The sequence below is a fragment of the Pseudomaricurvus alkylphenolicus genome, from assembly GCF_011683955.1.
Taxonomy (GTDB): domain Bacteria; phylum Pseudomonadota; class Gammaproteobacteria; order Pseudomonadales; family Cellvibrionaceae; genus Pseudomaricurvus; species Pseudomaricurvus alkylphenolicus.
The window spans coordinates 26,664-46,348 of record NZ_JAAQPI010000002.1 but is presented as its reverse complement, the minus strand read 5'-3'; the positions used below and the strand labels follow the sequence as shown (position 1 = coordinate 46,348).

Genomic DNA, 19,685 nt, shown 5'->3' with positions numbered 1-19,685 from the left:
CGTTACAATGGCGCCAATAGCGCTATTTGCACTGGAGACGTAAGGAGATTCCATGGTGCGCAACCCACAGTGGATCAGTCTGTCTGGCGCCAGCCATCTTTGTAGTGGTCTGTCTCACAGCCTGCACGGATTTTACCGGCTGGCGCCACGGACACTGTCGGCCTTACCCGACGCCGTGGCGGAACAAAGCCGCTTTCCCGCAGGCGTTAAAATCCGCTTTGCCAGCGATACCTCGCGTCTGCATTTACAGGCACTGGGGAGCACTCACAGCAAGGGTTGTGGCATTGATCTATTGGTCGACGGCATCTACTGGAAAACGGTCCATTTACGCCGCGGTGAATTGGTGGATCAGTGCCTGTTTCGGGATTTGCCTCGTCAGTCCCGCCAGTTCGAACTCTATCTGCCCCACCAGCAGGAGGTGGATAGCCTGCAAATCGGGGTGGACGAAGCGGGGACGGTTTCGCCCTTGCAGCACGCAGAGGCAAAACCTCTGCTGCTCTATGGTTCCTCCATTGCTCAGGGAGCCGGCGCGCAATGTTCCTATCTGAGTTATGCCTCGATTATCGGTCGTGAACTCAACAGGGAGCTGTTTAACTTCGGGTTTTATGGTGCCGGGCGGGCAGAACCAGAAGTAGTGGCGTGTTTTGCCGAGTGTTCCGCGGCCGCTGTGATTTTGGATCTCGGCAAATCCTACGGCACTCAGCCGGTCGGCGCCTACCGACAAATGCTGAGTCAAATCAGGGAGGCGCAACCGCAGGTTCCGATACTCTGCGTCACTCCCATCTTTTCCTCCCGGGAATTCTACGACCCACGCTTCGCACAGCTTTCAGACGGCATTCGTTCTGTCGTTGCCGAGGCCGCTTCGGAGATGGGTGACCGCGTATCCGTGGTAGACGGTTTGGCCCTGTTGGGGCGCGACGATTGGCGGGGCTTATGCAACGATGGTCTGCACCCCAATGAGATGGGGTTCAGTCGCATCGCCGAGCGCCTGCTGCCCACACTCCAGCAGGCAATGATCCAGCAGGCGTCGGGGTGATAAGCCCAGAGCTGGTTTACGGCGAGGCGGGGCTGATCATCGCCAGGCTTTCTTCCGCAAAGCCGGTGCCAGCCTCGGTGTAAAAGTTGAACACCCGATCCACACCGGCGTCGAGCAGCTGCTGGCGCTCATCCTCGTAGCGTGCGATAGCGGCAACCTGCCCACAAAAACCGGGGTGACGGTGCAGCTGGCCGGTGATATTGATGTTGTCCTCAATGGAGGGCAGGGCCAGCAGCACAAGGTTAATCTTCGAGGTGTCGATATTTTCCCAAAGGTCGGCGTCTTCACCGTCGCCGCAGAACACCTGCTCGCCCAGTTCCTGCTGCACCTTGCCAACCCGTTCACGGTCGGCATCCATTCCCCAGACCCGATCACCCAGCTGTTGTTTCAGTGCATCGAATGCGCCTTTGCCGACACGCCCCATACCGATAACCAAAATTTCTGCGTTATCGGGTTGGTGAACAAGGTCACGGGGCAGGCGACTATTGTGTTGCCAGCGTTTGATGGACTCTTTGTGGCGACCGTAGAAGTTGTGAGCGGAGCGATAGGCCAGGCTGGTAAAGACAAATGAGATCGAAACCGCCAAGGCCAGTATGACTAACCAGGACTTATCCAACCACCCATTGTCGACGCTAATGGCAGCGACAATCAGCCCAAACTCACTGAAGTTGGTAAGCGCCAATGATGCCAGGTAAGCATTGCGCGCTCGCAGTCGCAGACCACAGAAGAAAGTAAAGAACATCACAAACTTCAGGGGCAGCAGTACCGCGATGATAAGGGCCGCTGCCAGCATGTTCCAGTCCGGCAGCGCGGTAAATCCAATCGAGAGAAAGAAGCCGATCAGGAACAGATCTTTAAAACTGAGCAATGATTTGGTCAGTTCGGTGGCTTTGCCGTGCCCGCTGAGCAACATGCCGGCAATCAGGGCACCCAGGTCGCCTTTCACGTTGACCAGGGTAAACAGCTCGTAGGCACCCAGGGCCAGAAAAAAGCCGGTTAATGGCAACAGCTCACCGTGGCCGGCCCTTTGTAACAGCATGCCCAGCAACGGCCGCGCGGGAATCAATAACAGCAGCAACATCGCCCAGGGGGAGGGGGCCTTGCCGGTCGCCAGGGCCAAAAACAGCACGGCGACAACGTCCTGCATCACCAATATGCCGATCGCCAGGCGGCCATGGCGGGTTTTCATTTCGCCGCTTTCCTCCAGCAGCTTGACCACGCACACGGTACTGGAAAAACTGCAGGCAAACGCCAGTAGAGCGGCGGCCTCCAGGGAAATGGGACCCCAGAGCGCACTCGCCAGGACAGTAAATACCAGCAGCAGGCCGCCAACCAGTAATGTCCACACGCCCATATGCCCCAGGGCTCCCGCCCAGACTTCGGTTTGCCCCAGATCGCGAACGTTGAGTTTCAGTCCGATCGTAAACAGCATTAAGGTGATGCCAAGATCGGCCAGGGTTTGAAGGTCGGCACTGGGTTCAACGCCCAGAAAATGCAGGACGAAGCCGGCAATCAAATAGCCGATCAGGGGAGGCAGTGCCAGCAGGCGAACGCCCAGGCCACAGATAAAGGCAAACAGAATCCAGATAAAGTCCATTTGGGTAAGGGTCGCGGCGAAAAAGCCGATAGCTTACCCATGTGTGGGCGCTTAAACCAGTGTTTGTCTCAAGGGTTGGGGCTCACAAACTACGGCTGCGCGCAGCATCCGAAGAAAGCGATGTTGATAATAATACTCGACTTCCCCTCTGAACTTTCCGGCGTCATTTGTTTAAGTGCCTGGTGGTAGGAAACGATAAGTAAGATTGATACCCAAGGGCGCAAACTGTTCACTCTCCGCCAGCAGGTCTGCACTGAACAATTGTTGTCGTTTCAGCCACAGCGGCTGGAAGACCAGGTTCAGTCCCTTGGCATCGGCGCTGACCTGGAAACTGTGGTGGGTTTCGCTCTGGCGAAACTGATTGAGTCGAATGGATAAGCGCAGGATCAATATCAGCCGAAAGACGGATTGCTGCTGCAGGCAGACCAGTCTTGGTAATTGGTCGATCTTTAACGATTTGCGCTGGTTCAGCAGAATAAACGCCAGGGTGCTTTGCTGTTCGGCAGTAAATCCCGCCAGGGCGGATTGCTGCACGATATAAGCGGCGTGTTTGTGGCTGCCGATATGGTGAATCTGGAAACCCACTTCATGGAGTTGGCAGGCCCAGCTTAAGAGCTTGCGGTAGTCTTCGGAATCGAAGTGCCAGCTTTCGCTGACAGCGTTAAATATTTCCAGCGCTGTATTTTCCACGCGATCGGCCTGCAGGGTGTCGCAGGAAAACCGCCGCGATAACTGCTTGACGCTGTTCTGGCGAATATCCTGTTGCTGCATTCGCTCACGGGATTCACACAGTAGCCCTTCGCGCAGCGCCGCACTGGAAAACAACAGCTGATCAATGTGGAGCAGATCAAAAGCGGCGATCAGCACCGCCAGCCCGCCGCAGATGACAGGGGTGCGGTCTTCGTTGATGCCAGGCAGGGTAATGTCCTGCGCGGTGCCCGCTTTTATCAGCTCCGATTTGATGGTCTTGAGAATGTCCGAATTCAGCTCTCCGTTGGACAGCCCCATCGCCTCGGCGCAGGCAGCCAGGGCCTTGATAGTGCCGGATGAACCGATACAGCCTTGCCAGCCAAGGTTGATATAGCGGACGCGAATGGCTTCCAGTTGCTGTTCGGAAAACAGAATGGCCTGATCAAAGCCGGCCTCGGTAATCACACCGCCGGGGAAAAAGCGCTCGGTCAAACTGACACAGCCCATATTGCAGCTGTGCAGCAGAACCGGGTGGTGGCCCCGACCAATGACCAGCTCGGTACTGCCGCCGCCGATATCGATCACCAGTGTCAGATCTTCCAGGTGCTGATCATGGCTGATGCCCTGGTATATCAGGCGGGCTTCCTCGGTGCCGGAGAGAACTTCAATCTGGTAGGGGAGGTGTTGATAAGCCGCCTGGGTCAACAGGTCGATATTGGAGGCGGTGCGAAAGGTGTAAGTCCCGACTGCCCTGACCTCATCTGGCTCAAAATCTTCCAGAATCTGGCCAAACACGGCCAGCGCCTGCAGCGCCCGTTCTATGGAGGCATGATCCAGCTGCTGTGCCCGGTTAAGGCCGGCGGCGAGGCGCACCTTGCGTTTTTCGCGGTGGTAGGTCTTGCTGCCGTGCTGGTCCACTTCGGCCAACGCCATGTGGAAGCTGTTGGAGCCGAGGTCAATCGCGGCAATACGCCGGGGACGTTCAGTCAATGGCCCTGTCTCTCTTCTTATACCACCCTCTGACTTTAGACCATAAAGAGGGCTCAGAGGCGGTTATTGTTCGCTGTCTTGCTGCTCAATTTTACTGAGATATTGGTGAATGGCAATTTGCGAGCGAATCCGACGGCTGCTTTGGGGCTCCACATAGGGGTTGCTTTGCGTTCGATTGATGCGTCGGGCCTTGGTATTGTCGCTGAGCTGCAGGTTAAGAATATCGATAATCTGCTGTTTGAGAAGAGGGTCGTGAATGGGGACACCCACTTCCACCCGGTGGTCAATATTGCGTGTCATCAGATCGGCCGAGGTGATGTACACCAGGGGATCACCGTCGTTTCCGAACACCAGCACGCGGGCGTGCTCAAGGTAGCGGTCAACCACACTGGTGACGTCGATACCGTCAGAAATGCCTTTGTCCTCCGTGCGCATGGTGCACATACCGCGTATCAGCAACTTGATTTCGACTCCGGCAATGGAGGCCTGGCTCAGCAGTTGCGCCATATGCTGGTCGCAGAGGTTGTTCACCTTAATGTGGATATAGGCGGGTTTGTCTTCCAGTGCCAGCGTCATTTCCCGTTCGATCAGCTCCTGAATGCGGCTGCGGCTGTTGAGCGGGCTTACCATCAGGTGTTTGAAGGTGAACGGCCGGTAACTGTATTCGATAAATTCAAACACCTGAGCGACTTCGCGGGTGATTTCCGGGTGGCAAGTGAAATAGCTGAAGTCGGTATAAATACGGGCATTGCCTTCGTGGAAGTTACCGGTGCCGATATGGGCGTAGAGACGTTCGCGGCCTTTCTCCTGACGCCCGATGAGGCACAGCTTGGAGTGGATCTTGAGTGTCGGAATACCAAACTCAACCCGAATACCGGCATCCTGGAGCAGTTGGGAGAGCTCCATATTGTGCTCTTCGTCAAAGCGCGCCCGCAACTCCACCACCACCGTGACTTTCTTACCGTTGCGGGCAGCGTCGCAGAGCGAATGCAGTACCCTGGAATTCTTGGCCACGCGATAGACGTTAATGGTGATGCTGCGTACCTTGGGGTCGAACGATGACTGGCGCAGCAGCTCCGTAAAGTAGTCGAACGAGTGGTAGGGGTAATACAGCAAGATGTCGCCGGCAGCGATGGCGTCCAGGGCGTTTTCATAGCGATCAAAGGCGCTGCTGGACAGAACCGGCAGCTTCTTGTGCTCCAGTGAAACGCCGCCGACATTGGGAAAGCCGATAAAGTCGCGGAAGTTGCGATAGGGGCCGCTGGGGATCAGGGAGTCGTGGGAGGCGAACTTCAGGCGTTTGGTCAGGAACTTCAGAAGCGGCTCGGTCATGTTCTGGTCGTAGGCCAGTCGCACCGGTTCGGCGCTTAATCGACGTCGCAGTCCTTTGGACATTTTGTCGATCACACTTTGATCGATTTCGTCGCTGAGATCCAGCTCGGCATCGCGGGTCATCTTGAAGGAATAGGCGGTGATTTGATCGTAGGCAAAGGCGCCGCTAAAGATGTCGTCCAGGCAGTGCTTGATCGCATCGTCGAGCAGCAGGAACTGCTGCTGCCGATTGTTATTGGGTTGCAGGCTGTTGGGCAGCAGGATAAACCGTGAGGTTTCCTGGGTCGGCACCTCAAGTACGGCGTGCTCAACACCGTGGCTGCCTTCCATTTCCACCGCCAGATAGAATTCGTTGTCGCTCAGCCGTGAGCCAAGGTCCATGTCGCTGTGAACCATGATGGGGCAGATATAGGCCCGCACCTCTTCCCGAAAGTACTGTTTTAGCCAGGCGGACTGCTCGGCATTGAGGGCTTCATGGCCAGGCAGAATAACAATATTGTTCGCTTTCAGATCGCGGGTGACCTGCCTGTAGAGCTTGTCGAACTGGCGATTGAGCTTAACCACCTTGTCCTGAATTTGCTGCATCAGCTCCTCGTCGGCCTTTACTTCGTCCATGGTCTGGGGGCTGATGCGTGGGAACAGAATACGGCGGCGAACATCCGCCACACGCACACGGAAGAACTCGTCCATGTTGTTGGAAAAGATGCCAAGAAAGCGCATACGCTCAATGACGGGGGTATTCTCGTCGCCTGCTTCTTGCAGCACCCGCTCATTAAAAGACAGCCAACTGAGTTCCCTGGAAAGTAGATGCACCTGCGGCAACGGGGGTGGCGCCGGCGGGTTGGCGTCGTCGGAACTCTGATTTTCCTGGGCTTCGATCAGCATCGTGATTTGCGTGTCCATTTGGGTGGGGCGAGGATGAATCCACATAGTATGACCCATTTATGACAGTTTTGTTGCGTGCTAAGGTTAGTTGAGGGCTGCAATGTCCATGCAAATTTGTTGCCCGGAGGCCATCTCAACAGGCTATGATTGCCCCAGTTCGTGTTGATCTATCGTCCAAGCAAAGGGAGTACGCTATGCCCAGTCCACAGTCCGGAATTCTTGCCGTTGTCCCTCAGCATGCCTGTTATCTGTCGTTTCGACGTCGGCGGGATCAGGATCTGCCGTTGGCACAACTGCGTGACATACTGTCGCGGCTGATTGCAGAAGTGGACGGCAGTGAATTGGTGGTGGGAATCGGCGCGCCACTGGCGACAACGCTGGGCGCCGACGTGCCGGGCCTTAAGAGTTTTCCGTTATTCAGTGCCGCCGGAGAAGCCCTGCCGTCGACACAGCAGGATCTGTGGCTGTGGCTCCGTTGCGGCGGTCCGGGTGATCTGCTGTTGCGCAGTCACCAGCTTGAGGGTGTGCTGGCCGATGGCTTTGAACTGGTCAGTTCTGTGCCCGCCTTTATGCACGGAGACAGCCGCGATCTGAGCGGGTATGTCGATGGAACGGAGAATCCCACGGGCGCTGATGCGCTGGCGGCTGCGATTTTGGATCAGGGGCAAAGCGGCTTGTTGGGCTCCAGCTTTGTGGCCGTCCAAAACTGGCAACACGATTTTGAAACCCTCGCCGGGATGGCACAGAACGCAAAAGACGACATCATCGGCAGAAGGCTTTCCGACAATGTCGAATTTGAAGGATCTCCACCATCGGCCCATGTGAAACGTACGGCTCAGGAAAGCTTTAGCCCCGAGGCATTTGTTCTGCGTCGTTCCATGCCATGGAGCGATGGCGTCGATGGCGGGCTGCATTTTGTGGCATTTGGGCGCTCTTTTGCTCCGTTTGAGGCGCAGATGAACCGCATGGTCGGCGCGGAGGATGGCATTAAGGACGGATTGTTCCAGATCTCCCGCCCCCTGAGCGGAGAATACTATTGGTGCCCGCCGATGCTGTCCGGGCAACTGGATTTGTCGCTGCTGGGCATTGGTTAATGTGTATAATCCATGCATCAAGAGCCACAGGGAGCCCGGCAGCCGTTGTCCTTTTCTGATTCCCCCGTCCAAACCCCAGGAAATTCCGAGGTAAAACGCATTGCTCTGGTCGCCTGTAATGGGGTCTACGGCGGTAATCTGATGACCTGCCGGGATATCCTGTTCGGCACCCGTTGGCGGGCCGAGCGGGTACCGGGTCCGCATCTGGAGTTTGAGGTCATCAGCGCTGATGGCGAAGATGTCATCAGCTATAGCGGGGCCCGCATTAGCTGTGATGGCTCTATGGATGAGCGGGATTGGGACGTGATTATCCTGCCTCACGTGTGGGCCGAACCCGAACAGTTGGCCCAGCATTCTGCTTCCATTACCCCATGGCTAAGACGCTTTCTTGATAACGGCACCTTGATTGTCACTATGGGGTGTGGGGTGTTCTGGGCGGCGGAAGGAGGCTATCTCGACGGTGCGGAAGCGACCACTTACTGGCGTCAGCACGATGCCTTCGTGAAGCGTTTTCCCGAGGTTCACTGGCAGAAAGACAAGGTGATTACCGAGAGTGGGCATATCTGCTGCGTGGCTGGTGGTAATGCCTTTGCGGATGTGATGCTGAATCTGGTTGTGCGCTTGTTCGGCGAGAGTGTTGCCCGGGGTATCGGTCGCGACATCCTTTTCGATATCCGCCGCAGCTACGAATTCACGCCTCTGCGCCTGGGCAGCCGCCATACCCATGGCGACCGCATGATTGAGCAAGTGCAGGCGCTATTGGAAAGCCGCTACAGTGAAGAAATCCGCCTTGCCGATGTTGCCAGGGATCACGGCATGAGCCTGCGCAATTTTGCCCGCCGCTTCTATGCCGCCACTGGTGAAAAACCCCTGGCGTATCTACAGCGGATTCGACTTGAGGCCGCCAGGGATTTGCTGTTGCACAGTGACAAGAGCATCAAGCACATTGCGTTGGATGTGGGATACACCGACAGCAGCTATTTTTGCCGGCTGTTCCGCAGCCAGTTGGGTAATACGCCGGCGGCCTATCGACGCCAGTTTACTGAACAAACTTCTCCCTGACGCTTGCCTGGCCCGCCGTCACTGCCGTGCACGCATTTTGGTCACGGCTGTGATACCATTCGCGCGAAATTTCACCCCGGGGCCCCACTATGCATTGTCCGTTTTGCAGTGCCGAAGACACCAAGGTTATCGACTCCCGTCTGGTCGCAGACGGAGATCAGGTACGCCGCCGTCGGGAGTGTCTGTCCTGCCACGAGCGATTTACCACCTACGAGAGCGCCGAGTTGCTGTTGCCCAAGGTAATTAAGCAGGATGGCTCGAGGGAGCCTTTCGACGAAGAGAAATTGAGGGCCGGGTTTCAGCGGGCGCTGGAAAAACGCCCGGTCAGTGTCGAAAAGATCGAATCCTCTATCAGTCAGATCAAACACGCGTTGCAGGCCACCGGTGAGCGGGAAGTACCGGCACGCATGATTGGCCAAAAGGTAATGGAGCAGCTCCAGGCACTGGACGAAGTGGCCTATATACGCTTTGCTTCTGTATATCGCCGTTTTAAGGACCTCAACGAATTCCGCGAGGAAATCGACCGGCTGGAGAAACAGCCCGGCATCTAAGCTCACGGCTTGACCTCCGTTTGACGCACCAGGTCTCCGGCTGCAGGCCCCTTGCCTCCGGCCGTCTTCAATACTGGATATCGATACCCATGCCTGATTCCCAAGATCGTCTTTACATGGCTCGCGCCATCAACATTGCCAAACAGGGCCTCTACAGCACGATGCCAAACCCCCGCGTCGGCTGCGTATTGGTCAAGGATGGAAAGGTCTTGGCGGAAGGTTGGCACCGAATGGCGGGCGAAGGGCACGCCGAGGTCAACGCGTTGGCTCAAGCCGGTGAGGAGGCCAAGGGGGCGACTGCATACGTGTCTCTGGAGCCCTGCAGCCACAGCGGCCGCACCGGCCCCTGTTGCGAAGCGCTGGTGCAGGCGGGAGTCGCTCGGGTGGTGTACGGGATGGAAGATCCCAACCCTCAGGTGGCGGGTCGCGGTATAGAACGTCTGCAAAACGCTGGTGTCGACGTCAGTGGACCCATCCTCGAAGAGGAAGCCCGGGCTCTGAATCCGGGTTTTATCAAGCGCATGGAAAACGGTCGGCCCTGGGTGCGTTGTAAATTGGCAATGAGTCTCGATGGACGCACGGCAATGGCCAGCGGCGAAAGCAAATGGGTGACCGGCCCTTCCGCTCGCTCCGACGTGCAAAAGCTGCGCGCCCGCAGCTGTGCAATTATCAGCGGTATTGGCTCAATTTTGAGCGATGACTCGGCGCTGACCGTGCGCGAGGATGAGCTAAAATTGCCAAATGCAGGACTAGCGGCCATAAAACAGCCCCTGAGAGTGGTTTTGGACTCCAATCAGCGGCTGCAGGCAGGAGCGAAAGTGATACAATCCCCGGCCGGTTCGCTGGTGGTCCATGCACAATCGGAGGCCAGTCAGGCTCTCTCGGAATTGGGGGTGGAGCAGATCAGCCTGCCGGGATCAGACGGCCGGGTGGATTTGTCGGCTCTGATTCAGGAATTGGGACGACGCGAATGTAATGAGGTGCTGGTGGAGACCGGCGCAAACCTGGCGGGAGCATTCCTGCGCCGGGGGCTGCTGGACGAAGTCATCATCTATATGGCGCCCAAATTGATGGGCAGCCAGGCCAGGCCGCTGTTTGAGTTGCCGATCAACAGCATGGCGGGGCAACTGCCCATGATCATCACCGACGTGCGAGCGGTGGGCAATGACTGGCGTATTACGGCCAAGCCGGACCCGGAAGGTTAGTCCGACTACGGAGGGCGCATGTTTACAGGAATTATTGAGGCGGTGGGCAAAATTGTCGCCGCTGAACCCAACGGCGGTGATTTGCGCCTGCGGGTGCAAAGCAACGATCTGGATCTCGGTGACGTACAGCTGGGTGACTCCATTGCCACCAATGGGGTTTGCCTGACGGTTGTTGAGCTGCCCGGAGATGGGTACTGGGCGGATGTCTCGGTAGAAACCCTGGACTTTACGACCCTGCGGCAGTGGAAGGTGGGGCGTGCGGTGAATCTGGAGAAAGCGCTCACGCCCACTACCCGTCTGGGCGGGCATTTGGTGAGTGGTCATGTGGATGGTGTGGGTGAAGTGATCAGCCGCCACAAAGATGCCCGCTCCGAGCGATTCCGCATCAAGGCGCCAAGCGAGCTGGCCCGCTATATTGCCCACAAGGGCTCGATTACGGTTGATGGCACCAGCCTGACGGTAAACGCGGTAGATGGTGCCGAATTTGAACTGAATATTGTTCCTCACACGATCGAGAAAACCGTGATAGGAACCTATCAGCCAGGAACACAGGTGAATCTGGAGGTGGATGTCATTGCCCGCTATCTGGAGCGACTATTATTAGGCAATGACGCCGCCAGTGCCGACGGTTCCAAAAAAGGCATAGATATCGCGTTTTTGGCCGAAAACGGCTTTTATCGACGCTAAACGATCGAATTAGACAAGCAAGGTTGGTTATGGAACTCAATACAGTAGAAGAGCTGATCGACGATATCCGTCAGGGCAAGATGGTGATCCTGATGGACGATGAGGATCGCGAAAATGAAGGCGATCTGGTGATGGCCGCCGAGCAGATCCGCGCCGAAGACATCAATTTTATGGCGACTCATGCCCGCGGCCTGATCTGCCTGACACTGTCTCCTTCCCGCTGCCAGCAGCTGGATCTGCCACTGATGGTCAGCGATAACCTGGCTCAACACGCCACCAACTTTACGGTTTCCATTGAAGCCGCCGAAGGCGTCACCACCGGCATTTCCGCCGCTGATCGTGCCCGCACCGTCCGCGCTGCAGTCGCCCGCGATGCCAAGCCTTCAGATATTGTGCAGCCCGGCCACATCTTTCCACTGATGGCCCAGCCCGGTGGCGTGCTCAGCCGCGCCGGCCACACTGAAGCCGGTTGCGATCTGTCTCGCCTGGCCGGTTTTGAATCCGCCTCCGTGATTGTGGAAATCATGAACGAAGACGGTACCATGGCCCGTCGCCCGGACCTGGAAGTCTTCGCCAAGACCCACGGCCTCAAGATCGGTACCATTGCCGACCTGATCCAGTACCGCTCCATCAACGAAAAAACCGTTGAATCCATCGGCGAGCGCAACATCCAAACCCAGTACGGCGAGTTTGTACTGCATACCTATCTGGACAAAGCCCGTCAGGAAAAACACTTTGCCCTGACCATGGGTAATCTTCGTGACGGTGAACCCGCGCTGGTACGGGTGCACGTGGGCAGTACTGCCAGAGATGTGTTCAAGGTGGTGCGTGCCAGCGATGGTGAGTATGTACCCTGGACCTTCGATCGCGCGATTCAAATGGTTGCCGAGGAAGAGCGTGGTGCAGTCGTTATGATCTGCCACAACGAAGACGCGTCCGACATTGAAGAGAGCATCGACTGGATGCTGTCCGGCAAGCAGGAGCGCCCGAGCCAGGATCTCGTTTACAAACAGGTTGGCACCGGCTCGCAGATTCTGTGTGATCTGGGTGTGAAGAAAATGCGCCTGATGAGCGCTCCGTTCCGATTCAACGCCATTTCCGGTTTTGATCTGGAAGTGTCGGAATATATTGATAGTCGTGTAAACAAGGACTGATCGCCTCGGCGGTAGACCTCGAGAGTCCCACAGGAATAGTTAAAAAGAGAACAGATTATGAGCCAGATTAAGGTGATCGAAGGAGATTTCATCAACAACCAGGGCAAGTTTGCGCTGATCGTCAGTCGCTGGAACAGCTTTGTTGTGGAGAGCTTGAAAGAGGGAGCGCTGGACACACTGCGTCGTCATGGTATCAGCGATGATCAAATCACCATCTACTACGCCCCGGGAGCCTTTGAATTTCCATTGGTCGCCCAGCGTCTTGCGGCGAAAGGCGAGTTTGATGCAATCATCGCCCTGGGTGCCGTGATTCGCGGTGGCACTCCGCACTTCGAATACGTTGCCGGCGAATGTACTAAAGGCCTGGCCCAGGTTTCTCTGGCCTCCGATACCGTGGTGACCTTCGGTGTTCTGACGGTTGACTCCATTGAGCAAGCCATTGAGCGCTCCGGTACCAAGGCGGGTAACAAAGGTGAAGAAGCCGCGACCACTGCCCTGGAAATGGTATCGCTGCTGGGCAAAGTTTAAACACACCAAACAGTAATTGGGTTAGACCAGAATGACAGTATCCCCGGCGGCGCGCCGTAAAGCGCGCCACTACGCCATGCAGGCACTCTACCAGTGGCAGATGACATCTGCCGCGATTAACGTCATTGAAGCCGAGTTTCATACCGACAACGATATGAGCAAGGTGGATACCGACTACTTCCGTGAGCTCCTGCACAAGATTCCCCAGCAACTCTCTGATCTGGATGGGGCTTACACCGGATTCCTGCAGGAGCGTGATGCCGATGAGCTGGATCCAATCACCCAGGCGTTGTTGCGGCTGGCCACCTATGAATTGAAGGAGCGGATTGACGTTCCCTACAAGGTGGTGATCAACGAAGCGGTGTCGCTGGCGAAAAAGTTTGGTGCTACCGACAGCCATAAATTCATTAATGGCGTGTTGGATAAAGTGGCCGAAAAACATCGAGCGGTAGAAGTTCAGGCCACGCGCAAATCATCCAGCTGAGGCGATGGGACCGGAACAAGTATGTCGATCGGCGAGTTCCAATTAATCGATGAGTTTTTCCGGCAGGAAATGGGTGCAGAGGGCGTCACCCTGGGAATTGGCGACGACTGCGCGCTGTTACAGGTGCCGGAAGGCGAGAGCCTGGCAGTCTCCATGGATACCCTGGTCGGAGATGTTCACTTTCCGGCCAATGCTGATCCGGAGCTGATTGCTGAGCGCGCTTTGAGGGTCAATCTGAGCGATTTGGCAGCCATGGGGGCAAAACCCCTGTGGTTTACCCTGGGGCTGACCATGCCCAAGGCTGAACGACATTGGCTACAGGGGTTCTCCACAGGTCTGCTGCGGGCTGCTCAATCCTATGATATTTCCCTGGTTGGTGGCGACACCACCCGCGGCCCACTGTCAGTCACGATTCAGGTCCATGGCTCCGTAAACCCGTCGCAAGCGTTAATGCGCGGCAACGCGAACCCTGGTGACCGCGTGTTTGTGAGTGGGCCACTGGGTGACGGCGCAGCGGCCCTGGCGGTTATTCGCCAACAGCTCGAGGTCGGTAAGTCGGCATTCGACTATTTTATGGGGCGCTACTATCGCCCCAAGCCGCAAATTGAATTGGGCAAGCTGTTGAGAGGTTATGCCTCGGCGGCTCTGGATATTTCTGACGGTTTGATCTCTGACCTCGGCCATATCTGCAACCAAAGTGTTGTTGGCGCCAAGTTGTATCTGGAACAGTTGCCGCTGTCTGAGCCGGTCAATAAATTGGTGGACAGGGCGAAAGCGCTCGATTGGGCTCTAAGTGGTGGTGACGATTATCAGCTGTGTTTTACGGTGCCACCAGCAAACGTGCAGCCCTTGCAGGACAAGATCAAAAACAAGGGTCTTGTGATGATTGAAGTGGGCGAAATTGTCAGTGGGGGCGAACTCCAGTGTTTTTACCGGGGTAAACAAGTCCGTGTGAATGCCAAGGGCTTCCAGCACTTTGGTCCGGAGGCGACATGAATACCTCGGAGGTCACCAGGACATCGGTGAATCCGTCATTCCAGGAGCTGCTCGCGCGGCCTGTACATTTGCTGGCGTTTGGATTTGGCTCCGGTCTGTCTCCAAAAGCCCCCGGTACTGTGGGTACCCTGGCAGCGGTGCCTCTCTATCTGGCCATAGCACAACTGCCGCTGTCATCCTATCTGCTGGTGCTGGTGCTGACGTTTCTGGCCGGTGTGTATATCTGTGATCGTACGGCCCGGGATTTGGGGGTGCATGATCATGGCGGCATCGTCTGGGACGAATTTGTCGGTTATTGGATTGCAATGTTTGCCGCGCCCAGTGGCTGGTTGTGGCCACTGTTGGGATTTATCTGGTTTCGACTGTTCGATATCTGGAAGCCCTGGCCAATCAGCTGGGCAGATAAACGTGTCGGCGGTGGTCTGGGTATTATGCTCGACGATGTTCTCGCAGGTCTGATGGCATTATTGGCGATGCAGGTCTGCTACGGAGTATTGCAGTGAGAACCTGGCCGAAGTGGGTGCTCGCCTTGGTGTTGTCTTTGCTGGCAACCACGGCGCTGGCCACTGAGGTTGAAGTTAAGGGACTGTTCGGTGGCAGCGCGCTACTTGTGATCGACGGGCAGCAGATACTGCTTAAGCAGGGAATGACTCGAGGCGGTGTCAAGCTGGTCTCCGCCGACAGTAAGAAAGCCATACTGGAATTCGATGGCCGTCGACATGAGCTGGGATTGTCGAAGCGGATCTCTACCAACTACCGCAAGGCGGAAGCCGCGGAAGTCAGGCTGGCGCCATCGCATGGCGGTCATTATGTGACCCCAGCCAGGATCAATGGACGCGCCGTTACTGTCATGGTGGACACCGGTGCGACGGCGGTGGCGATGAGTCTGCCCCAGGCCAAAGCGCTGGGTATTGACTATCGCAATGGTCGCTTGACGCCAATCAGTACCGCCAACGGTTACGTCAATGGCTATCTGGTGAAGCTCAAGAGCGTGACCATCGGTACGGTTAAAGTGGAAAATGTCGAGGCGCTGGTAAACGTCGGTAATTTCCCGGAAGTCATATTATTGGGTAACAGCTACCTTAGCCGGGTAAAACTGTTCCGTGAAAATGGTGTACTGGTCTTGCAAAGCCGTTTCTAAGCAGCATTAGCAGTAATAATGCATCCTGGCCGATGCAGGTAACAAGGGGTTGATACAGTGACAGTACGTTACGTAGAGTCTTCAAAATTGCCCACACCCTGGGGCATTTTTGAAATGCACGGATTTGAAGATTCGGCAAACAACAAAGAGCACGTGGTGCTTTCCATGGGGCAGATTGAAGGCGACGAGCCGATCATGGCCCGTATTCATTCCGAATGCCTGACGGGGGATGCGCTCTTTAGCCTGCGCTGTGATTGTGGTGCCCAGTTGCAAGCGGCTATGCACAAAATCGCCCTGCAGGGGCGCGGGGTGATTTTTTATCTGCGCCAAGAGGGGCGCGGCATCGGTTTGCTAAATAAGATCAAGGCCTATCACCTGCAGGACTGTGGTGCCGATACTGTCGAAGCCAATGAGCGCTTGGGTTTCGGTGCCGATATGCGTGACTACTCCATTCTTAAACCCATGCTTGAGCACCTCAAAATAAAACAGCTCAAGTTAATGACGAACAACCCCCGCAAAGTGAAAGCGCTGCAGGAGCTCGGTGTTAATGTTGTAGAGCGTGTGGCTCATGAACGTGGACGCAATCCTCACAATGCCAAATACCTGGAAACCAAAAAAGGTAAACTGGGCCACCTGCTGGAAGGTGATGAGGGCGAAGGTCAATCTGAGGATCAGGCCAAGGATTAGTCAGGTCAGATTGTTGGCAATGGCCTCGGCCAGCAGGGCAACTGCCTTTGACTGATTCTGCCGAGGCATAAAAATACTAACTCCTATCTCTCCCAGTTCGGGCAGGTTGTCGTTACTGTCGAGAATGCTGAGATTTTCCGGTACGGTGCTGCTGGTTAACACGGTCAGCCCGATTCCTTCATCCACCGCCGATTGAATACCCGTCAAATCCGCTATTGTATACACCACTTGCGCGGCGACACCGCAATTTTCCAAAGCCTGGAGCGCACGTTTGCGATAAATGCAGGGCGCGGGAGCACAAATCAGAGGCAGAGGCTGTCTGGACTCGGTGCTGTGGCGGGCGCTGCCTGCCCACACCAGGCGTTCGGTTTTAATGTATCCCGGTTGGCTGGGATTCGGCCATTCCTGCAGTGCCAGAATCAGGTCAAATCGGTTTTTCTGCTCATCACTGAGCAAGTCCTTACTCAATTCGCAATGAACTTCCAGGGCGACCTTGGGGTAGGCGACGGTAAAACGGCGAATGATTTTAGGCAGTAGTACCACCGCAAACTCACTGGGGATGCCGACGCGCACTCTGCCACTGATTTGCGGGTTGTCGAACTCAGCTATGGCTTCATCGTTTAGCTGCAGCATCTTGACGCCGTAACCGTGCAAACTCCGGCCGGCTGCGGTCAGCGAAAGCTGGTTGCCATGGCGGGCAAACAGCTTTTCCCCCACGATTTCCTCCAGGCGCCGGATCTGCAGACTGATGGCCGGTTGGGTGCGTCCCAACTGCTCAGCACACTGGGTATAGCTCCCACACTGGGCAACGGTGACAAACGAGCGTAGAAAGTCAGTGGGAAGGTTTTTCATGGCGGGCCCAGATAAGGAATTCTAATCCACCTATTCTAGACATAAAATCTGTTTATGTGTATCGGTACCCCGGTTTTGTTGGCGTGCAGAAACCAAAAACCCGCCAAGCGGCGGGTTCAGGTGGAGTTAAAGAGGGCTCTGAATTACAGGCCCAGCTTCTTCTCCAGATAGTGAATGTTGACGCCGCCTTCAGAGAAGCCGGAATCGCGAACCAGATCCTCCTGCAGGGGAATGTTGGTACGAATACCGTCAACCACCAGTTCGTCCAGGGCACTGCGCATGCGGGCCAGGGCTTCTTCGCGGGAGTCGGCGTGGGTGATCACTTTGGCGATCATGGAGTCGTAGTTGGGCGGAACCTTGTAACCGCTGTAGAGGTGGGAATCCACCCGTACGCCCAAGCCTCCTGGTGCATGAAACTGGTTCACGGTGCCGGGGCATGGCATAAAGGTCTTGGGATCTTCCGCATTAATACGGCACTCAAAGGCGTGGCCTTTGATCTTGATCTGGTCCTGGGTCAGGGACAGTTTTTCGCCGGCACAAACACGAATCTGTTCCTTGATCAGATCCACACCGGTGATCATTTCGGTAACCGGGTGCTCCACCTGAATACGGGTGTTCATTTCGATGAAATAGAAGCGACCGTCTTCGTAGAGGAACTCGAAAGTGCCCGCACCGCGGTAACCAATTTCGATACAGGCGTTGACACAGGCCTGGTAGACGTCGCGGCGAGCCGCTTCGTCAATAAACGGCGCAGGTGCTTCTTCCAGTACCTTTTGGTGGCGGCGCTGCAGTGAGCAGTCCCGGTCGCCAAAGTGCACCGCATTACCCTGACCATCGGACATTACCTGGACTTCGACGTGTCTCGGGTTTTGCAGGAATTTCTCCATATACACGGTGTCGTCGCCAAAACCGGCCAGCGCCTCAGCTTTGGTAACACGAATGGAATTCATCAGCGCAGATTCGGTTTGCACCACGCGCATGCCGCGGCCACCACCACCGGCTGCAGCTTTGATAATCACGGGATATCCAATTTCACGGCCGTGTCGAACGCAGGTTTCGGGGTCGTCCGGCAGTGGACCATTGGAGCCCGGTACCGTGGGTACGCCCGCCTTCTGCATGGCTTCAATGGCGGATACCTTGTCGCCCATCAGACGAATTACGTCGGCGCTGGGGCCGATAAAGGTAAAGCCACTTTTCTGCACCTGCTCGGCGAAATCGGCGTTTTCCGCCAGAAATCCATAGCCGGGGTGAACGGCCATGGAGTCAGTAATTTCCATGGCGCTGATGATGCGAGGGATATTGAGATAGCTCTCGGGCGACGGGTTCGGACCAATGCAGACCGACTCGTCGGCCAGGCGCACGTGTTTCAGGTCGCGATCGATCTGCGAGTGCACGGCGACGGTCTTGATTCCCATTTCCTTGCAGGCTCGCAAAACCCGCAGAGCAATCTCGCCGCGGTTGGCGATTAGAATTTTTTCAAACATGCCCAAATCCTCTGTCAGGGGTCGTCGTTAAACGATGGTGATCAGAGGCTGGTCAAATTCAACCGGCTCGCCGTCTTCAACCAGAATGGCTTCTACAACGCCAGCCTTGTCGGCTTCGATCTGGTTCATCATCTTCATGGCTTCAACGATGCAGATAACGTCGCCTGGCTTAACGTGTTGACCCACTTCAACAAATGCAGGGGAACCCGGGCTTGGTGCAGCGTAGTAAGTGCCCACCATGGGTGACTTGATGATGTGGCCGGTCAGCGTGGGGGCCTCTTTTTTCTCTTCGGCGGCCGGAGCGGCTGGGGCTGCCGGTGCGGGGGCTGCAGCGGCGACAGGAGCAGGGGCGGCGTACATCTGAGGGGCAGCGACGACACCGCTGCCGCGGCTGATGCGCACTGACTCTTCACCTTCTTTGATTTCCAGCTCACCGATATCGGACTCTTCCAGAAGTTCGATCAGCTTTTTGATTTTGCGTATATCCATGATGATGGTTTCCCGTAATTTGAGTTGGCCCAGAGGGCAATAATGATTGAGAGTGGGTTAAAAAATGGTTCTACCGTTCCTTTGCGGCCAGTTGCCGAAAGGCGGCTTGCAGCGCCAGCTCGTAGCTTTGCGCACCGAACCCGCAGATAACACCTTGTGCGAGGTCGGAAAAATAGGAGTGTTGGCGAAAGGGCTCGCGGCTGTGCACATTGCTCAGGTGCACCTCGATATAGGGAATGCCCACGCCCGCCAAAGCGTCCCGCAGTGCAACACTGGTATGGGTAAAGGCGGCAGGGTTGATAACAATGAAATTGATTCCCTCACGCGGAGCATCGTGTATGCGATCAATCAGCTCGTACTCGGCATTGCTCTGCAGGGTTTGCAGATGGTGCCCGGCATCAACACACAATTGAGTCAGAGTCTGGTCAATGTCTGCCAGGGTCGTGTGACCGTAAATTTCCGGCTCGCGGGTACCGAGAAGGTTCAAGTTGGGTCCATGAAGAACCAGAATCGATGCCATCAGTGAATTCCTGTCGCTAACTGTCTGCAACGTGCAGTCATCTGGCTGTAATAGGCCGTTACCGCATGGCGCAATCTACTTCGAGCCCTGAGTTTGCCCCAATTAAAGGGGCGCGTCCAGAGGTTTGCGGTTTTTTCTGAAGATGATGAATTTTCGCGACAAGATTGACGAAGTTTTATTGCAGAAAAATGGCGATAAAATTGCGGTCGTTGAAGGTTTGG

The 19,685-nt window shown here is 56.0% G+C and carries 20 protein-coding genes; 13 read left to right on the top strand and 7 right to left on the bottom strand.

The features are described 5' to 3' along the window. Positions 1-52: 52 nt before the first annotated feature. Entirely contained in the window at positions 53-1,036 is a 984-nt protein-coding gene (locus HBA55_RS05655; protein WP_166988314.1) for an SGNH/GDSL hydrolase family protein, read from the top strand. 16 nt (positions 1,037-1,052) lie between these two features. On the opposite strand, the gene HBA55_RS05650 is transcribed toward HBA55_RS05655, so the two are convergent. The 3 genes from HBA55_RS05650 to ppk1 form a co-directional block, all read right to left on the bottom strand. Next, positions 1,053-2,633, bottom strand: coding sequence for a cation:proton antiporter family protein (locus HBA55_RS05650; RefSeq protein ID WP_166988312.1), 1,581 nt, complete (start codon positions 2,631-2,633; stop codon positions 1,053-1,055). A gap of 171 nt (positions 2,634-2,804) precedes the next feature. Next, positions 2,805-4,313: a Ppx/GppA phosphatase family protein gene (locus HBA55_RS05645; protein WP_166988310.1), complete on the bottom strand. Its 1,509-nt coding sequence runs from the start codon at positions 4,311-4,313 to the stop codon at positions 2,805-2,807. 63 nt (positions 4,314-4,376) lie between these two features. Further along, positions 4,377-6,575: a polyphosphate kinase 1 gene (ppk1, locus tag HBA55_RS05640; protein WP_206019568.1), complete on the bottom strand. Its 2,199-nt coding sequence runs from the start codon at positions 6,573-6,575 to the stop codon at positions 4,377-4,379. A gap of 149 nt (positions 6,576-6,724) precedes the next feature. Here ppk1 and HBA55_RS05635 point away from each other — a divergent pair, with 149 nt between their 5' ends. From HBA55_RS05635 to ribA, 12 genes are all read left to right on the top strand, one after another. Continuing rightward, on the top strand, positions 6,725-7,624 hold the full coding sequence (locus tag HBA55_RS05635; RefSeq protein ID WP_166988308.1) for a Dyp-type peroxidase: 900 nt from the start codon (positions 6,725-6,727) through the stop codon (positions 7,622-7,624). A gap of 12 nt (positions 7,625-7,636) precedes the next feature. Beyond that, a complete protein-coding gene (locus tag HBA55_RS05630; protein WP_166988306.1) occupies positions 7,637-8,686 on the top strand; it encodes a GlxA family transcriptional regulator in 1,050 nt (349 codons plus the stop codon). Between the two features lie 89 nt (positions 8,687-8,775). Continuing rightward, positions 8,776-9,237, top strand: coding sequence for a transcriptional regulator NrdR (gene nrdR, locus HBA55_RS05625; protein WP_166988304.1), 462 nt, complete (start codon positions 8,776-8,778; stop codon positions 9,235-9,237). 89 nt (positions 9,238-9,326) lie between these two features. Then, positions 9,327-10,442 (top strand): bifunctional diaminohydroxyphosphoribosylaminopyrimidine deaminase/5-amino-6-(5-phosphoribosylamino)uracil reductase RibD, encoded by a 1,116-nt coding sequence (ribD, locus tag HBA55_RS05620; protein ID WP_240945931.1) that lies wholly within the window; start codon positions 9,327-9,329, stop codon positions 10,440-10,442. Positions 10,443-10,460: 18 nt separating this feature from the next. Beyond that, positions 10,461-11,129, top strand: coding sequence for a riboflavin synthase (locus tag HBA55_RS05615; protein WP_166988301.1), 669 nt, complete (start codon positions 10,461-10,463; stop codon positions 11,127-11,129). Positions 11,130-11,158: 29 nt separating this feature from the next. Beyond that, positions 11,159-12,283 carry a bifunctional 3,4-dihydroxy-2-butanone-4-phosphate synthase/GTP cyclohydrolase II gene (ribBA, locus tag HBA55_RS05610; RefSeq protein ID WP_166988299.1) on the top strand — a complete coding sequence of 375 codons (1,125 nt, stop codon included), beginning with the start codon at positions 11,159-11,161 and terminating at the stop codon, positions 12,281-12,283. A gap of 57 nt (positions 12,284-12,340) precedes the next feature. Beyond that, on the top strand, positions 12,341-12,811 hold the full coding sequence (ribH, locus tag HBA55_RS05605) for a 6,7-dimethyl-8-ribityllumazine synthase (RefSeq protein WP_166988297.1): 471 nt from the start codon (positions 12,341-12,343) through the stop codon (positions 12,809-12,811). Between the two features lie 31 nt (positions 12,812-12,842). Next, positions 12,843-13,295, top strand: coding sequence for a transcription antitermination factor NusB (nusB, locus tag HBA55_RS05600; RefSeq protein ID WP_166988295.1), 453 nt, complete (start codon positions 12,843-12,845; stop codon positions 13,293-13,295). A gap of 21 nt (positions 13,296-13,316) precedes the next feature. Further along, complete coding sequence (gene thiL / locus HBA55_RS05595; RefSeq protein WP_166988293.1) at positions 13,317-14,291, top strand: thiamine-phosphate kinase; 975 nt, start codon at positions 13,317-13,319, stop codon at positions 14,289-14,291. Beyond that, positions 14,288-14,794 carry a phosphatidylglycerophosphatase A family protein gene (locus HBA55_RS05590; protein WP_166988291.1) on the top strand — a complete coding sequence of 169 codons (507 nt, stop codon included), beginning with the start codon at positions 14,288-14,290 and terminating at the stop codon, positions 14,792-14,794. Before thiL ends, HBA55_RS05590 begins: the two co-directional genes overlap by 4 nt. Continuing rightward, the gene (locus HBA55_RS05585; protein WP_338109363.1) at positions 14,791-15,432 is read left to right on the top strand and encodes a retropepsin-like aspartic protease family protein; all 642 of its coding nucleotides are present in this window, start codon (positions 14,791-14,793) and stop codon (positions 15,430-15,432) included. The genes HBA55_RS05590 and HBA55_RS05585 overlap by 4 nt, the downstream gene beginning before the upstream one ends. Positions 15,433-15,489: 57 nt before the next feature. After that, on the top strand, positions 15,490-16,119 hold the full coding sequence (ribA, locus tag HBA55_RS05580) for a GTP cyclohydrolase II (RefSeq protein WP_166988289.1): 630 nt from the start codon (positions 15,490-15,492) through the stop codon (positions 16,117-16,119). Here ribA and HBA55_RS05575 read toward each other — a convergent pair whose 3' ends face one another. The 4 genes from HBA55_RS05575 to aroQ form a co-directional block, all read right to left on the bottom strand. Next, a complete protein-coding gene (locus HBA55_RS05575; protein ID WP_166988287.1) occupies positions 16,120-16,971 on the bottom strand; it encodes a LysR substrate-binding domain-containing protein in 852 nt (283 codons plus the stop codon). It abuts the gene before it with no gap. 143 nt (positions 16,972-17,114) lie between these two features. Then, on the bottom strand, positions 17,115-18,455 hold the full coding sequence (gene accC, locus HBA55_RS05570; RefSeq protein ID WP_166988285.1) for an acetyl-CoA carboxylase biotin carboxylase subunit: 1,341 nt from the start codon (positions 18,453-18,455) through the stop codon (positions 17,115-17,117). Between the two features lie 27 nt (positions 18,456-18,482). Continuing rightward, positions 18,483-18,944, bottom strand: a complete 462-nt coding sequence (gene accB / locus HBA55_RS05565) for an acetyl-CoA carboxylase biotin carboxyl carrier protein (protein WP_166988283.1) — start codon at positions 18,942-18,944, stop codon at positions 18,483-18,485. Positions 18,945-19,014: 70 nt separating this feature from the next. Continuing rightward, a complete protein-coding gene (aroQ, locus tag HBA55_RS05560) occupies positions 19,015-19,464 on the bottom strand; it encodes a type II 3-dehydroquinate dehydratase (RefSeq protein WP_166988281.1) in 450 nt (149 codons plus the stop codon). Positions 19,465-19,685 lie beyond the last annotated feature (221 nt).

Excerpts from the sequence above, each read along its gene's own strand:
- ribH (WP_166988297.1), top strand. The coding sequence starts at position 12,341 with ATGAGCCAGATTAAGGTGATCGAAGGAGATTTCATCAACAACCAGGGC.
- HBA55_RS05655 (WP_166988314.1), top strand. The coding sequence starts at position 53 with ATGGTGCGCAACCCACAGTGGATCAGTCTGTCTGGCGCCAGCCATCTT.
- thiL (WP_166988293.1), top strand. The coding sequence starts at position 13,317 with ATGTCGATCGGCGAGTTCCAATTAATCGATGAGTTTTTCCGGCAGGAA.
- ribBA (WP_166988299.1), top strand. The coding sequence starts at position 11,159 with ATGGAACTCAATACAGTAGAAGAGCTGATCGACGATATCCGTCAGGGC.
- HBA55_RS05650 (WP_166988312.1), bottom strand. The coding sequence starts at position 2,633 with ATGGACTTTATCTGGATTCTGTTTGCCTTTATCTGTGGCCTGGGCGTT.
- HBA55_RS05615 (WP_166988301.1), top strand. The coding sequence starts at position 10,461 with ATGTTTACAGGAATTATTGAGGCGGTGGGCAAAATTGTCGCCGCTGAA.
- nrdR (WP_166988304.1), top strand. The coding sequence starts at position 8,776 with ATGCATTGTCCGTTTTGCAGTGCCGAAGACACCAAGGTTATCGACTCC.
- aroQ (WP_166988281.1), bottom strand. The coding sequence starts at position 19,464 with ATGGCATCGATTCTGGTTCTTCATGGACCCAACTTGAACCTTCTCGGT.
- HBA55_RS05630 (WP_166988306.1), top strand. The coding sequence starts at position 7,637 with ATGCATCAAGAGCCACAGGGAGCCCGGCAGCCGTTGTCCTTTTCTGAT.
- ribD (WP_240945931.1), top strand. The coding sequence starts at position 9,327 with ATGCCTGATTCCCAAGATCGTCTTTACATGGCTCGCGCCATCAACATT.
- HBA55_RS05635 (WP_166988308.1), top strand. The coding sequence starts at position 6,725 with ATGCCCAGTCCACAGTCCGGAATTCTTGCCGTTGTCCCTCAGCATGCC.
- accC (WP_166988285.1), bottom strand. The coding sequence starts at position 18,455 with ATGTTTGAAAAAATTCTAATCGCCAACCGCGGCGAGATTGCTCTGCGG.
- ppk1 (WP_206019568.1), bottom strand. The coding sequence starts at position 6,575 with ATGTGGATTCATCCTCGCCCCACCCAAATGGACACGCAAATCACGATG.
- accB (WP_166988283.1), bottom strand. The coding sequence starts at position 18,944 with ATGGATATACGCAAAATCAAAAAGCTGATCGAACTTCTGGAAGAGTCC.
- HBA55_RS05590 (WP_166988291.1), top strand. The coding sequence starts at position 14,288 with ATGAATACCTCGGAGGTCACCAGGACATCGGTGAATCCGTCATTCCAG.
- nusB (WP_166988295.1), top strand. The coding sequence starts at position 12,843 with ATGACAGTATCCCCGGCGGCGCGCCGTAAAGCGCGCCACTACGCCATG.
- HBA55_RS05575 (WP_166988287.1), bottom strand. The coding sequence starts at position 16,971 with ATGAAAAACCTTCCCACTGACTTTCTACGCTCGTTTGTCACCGTTGCC.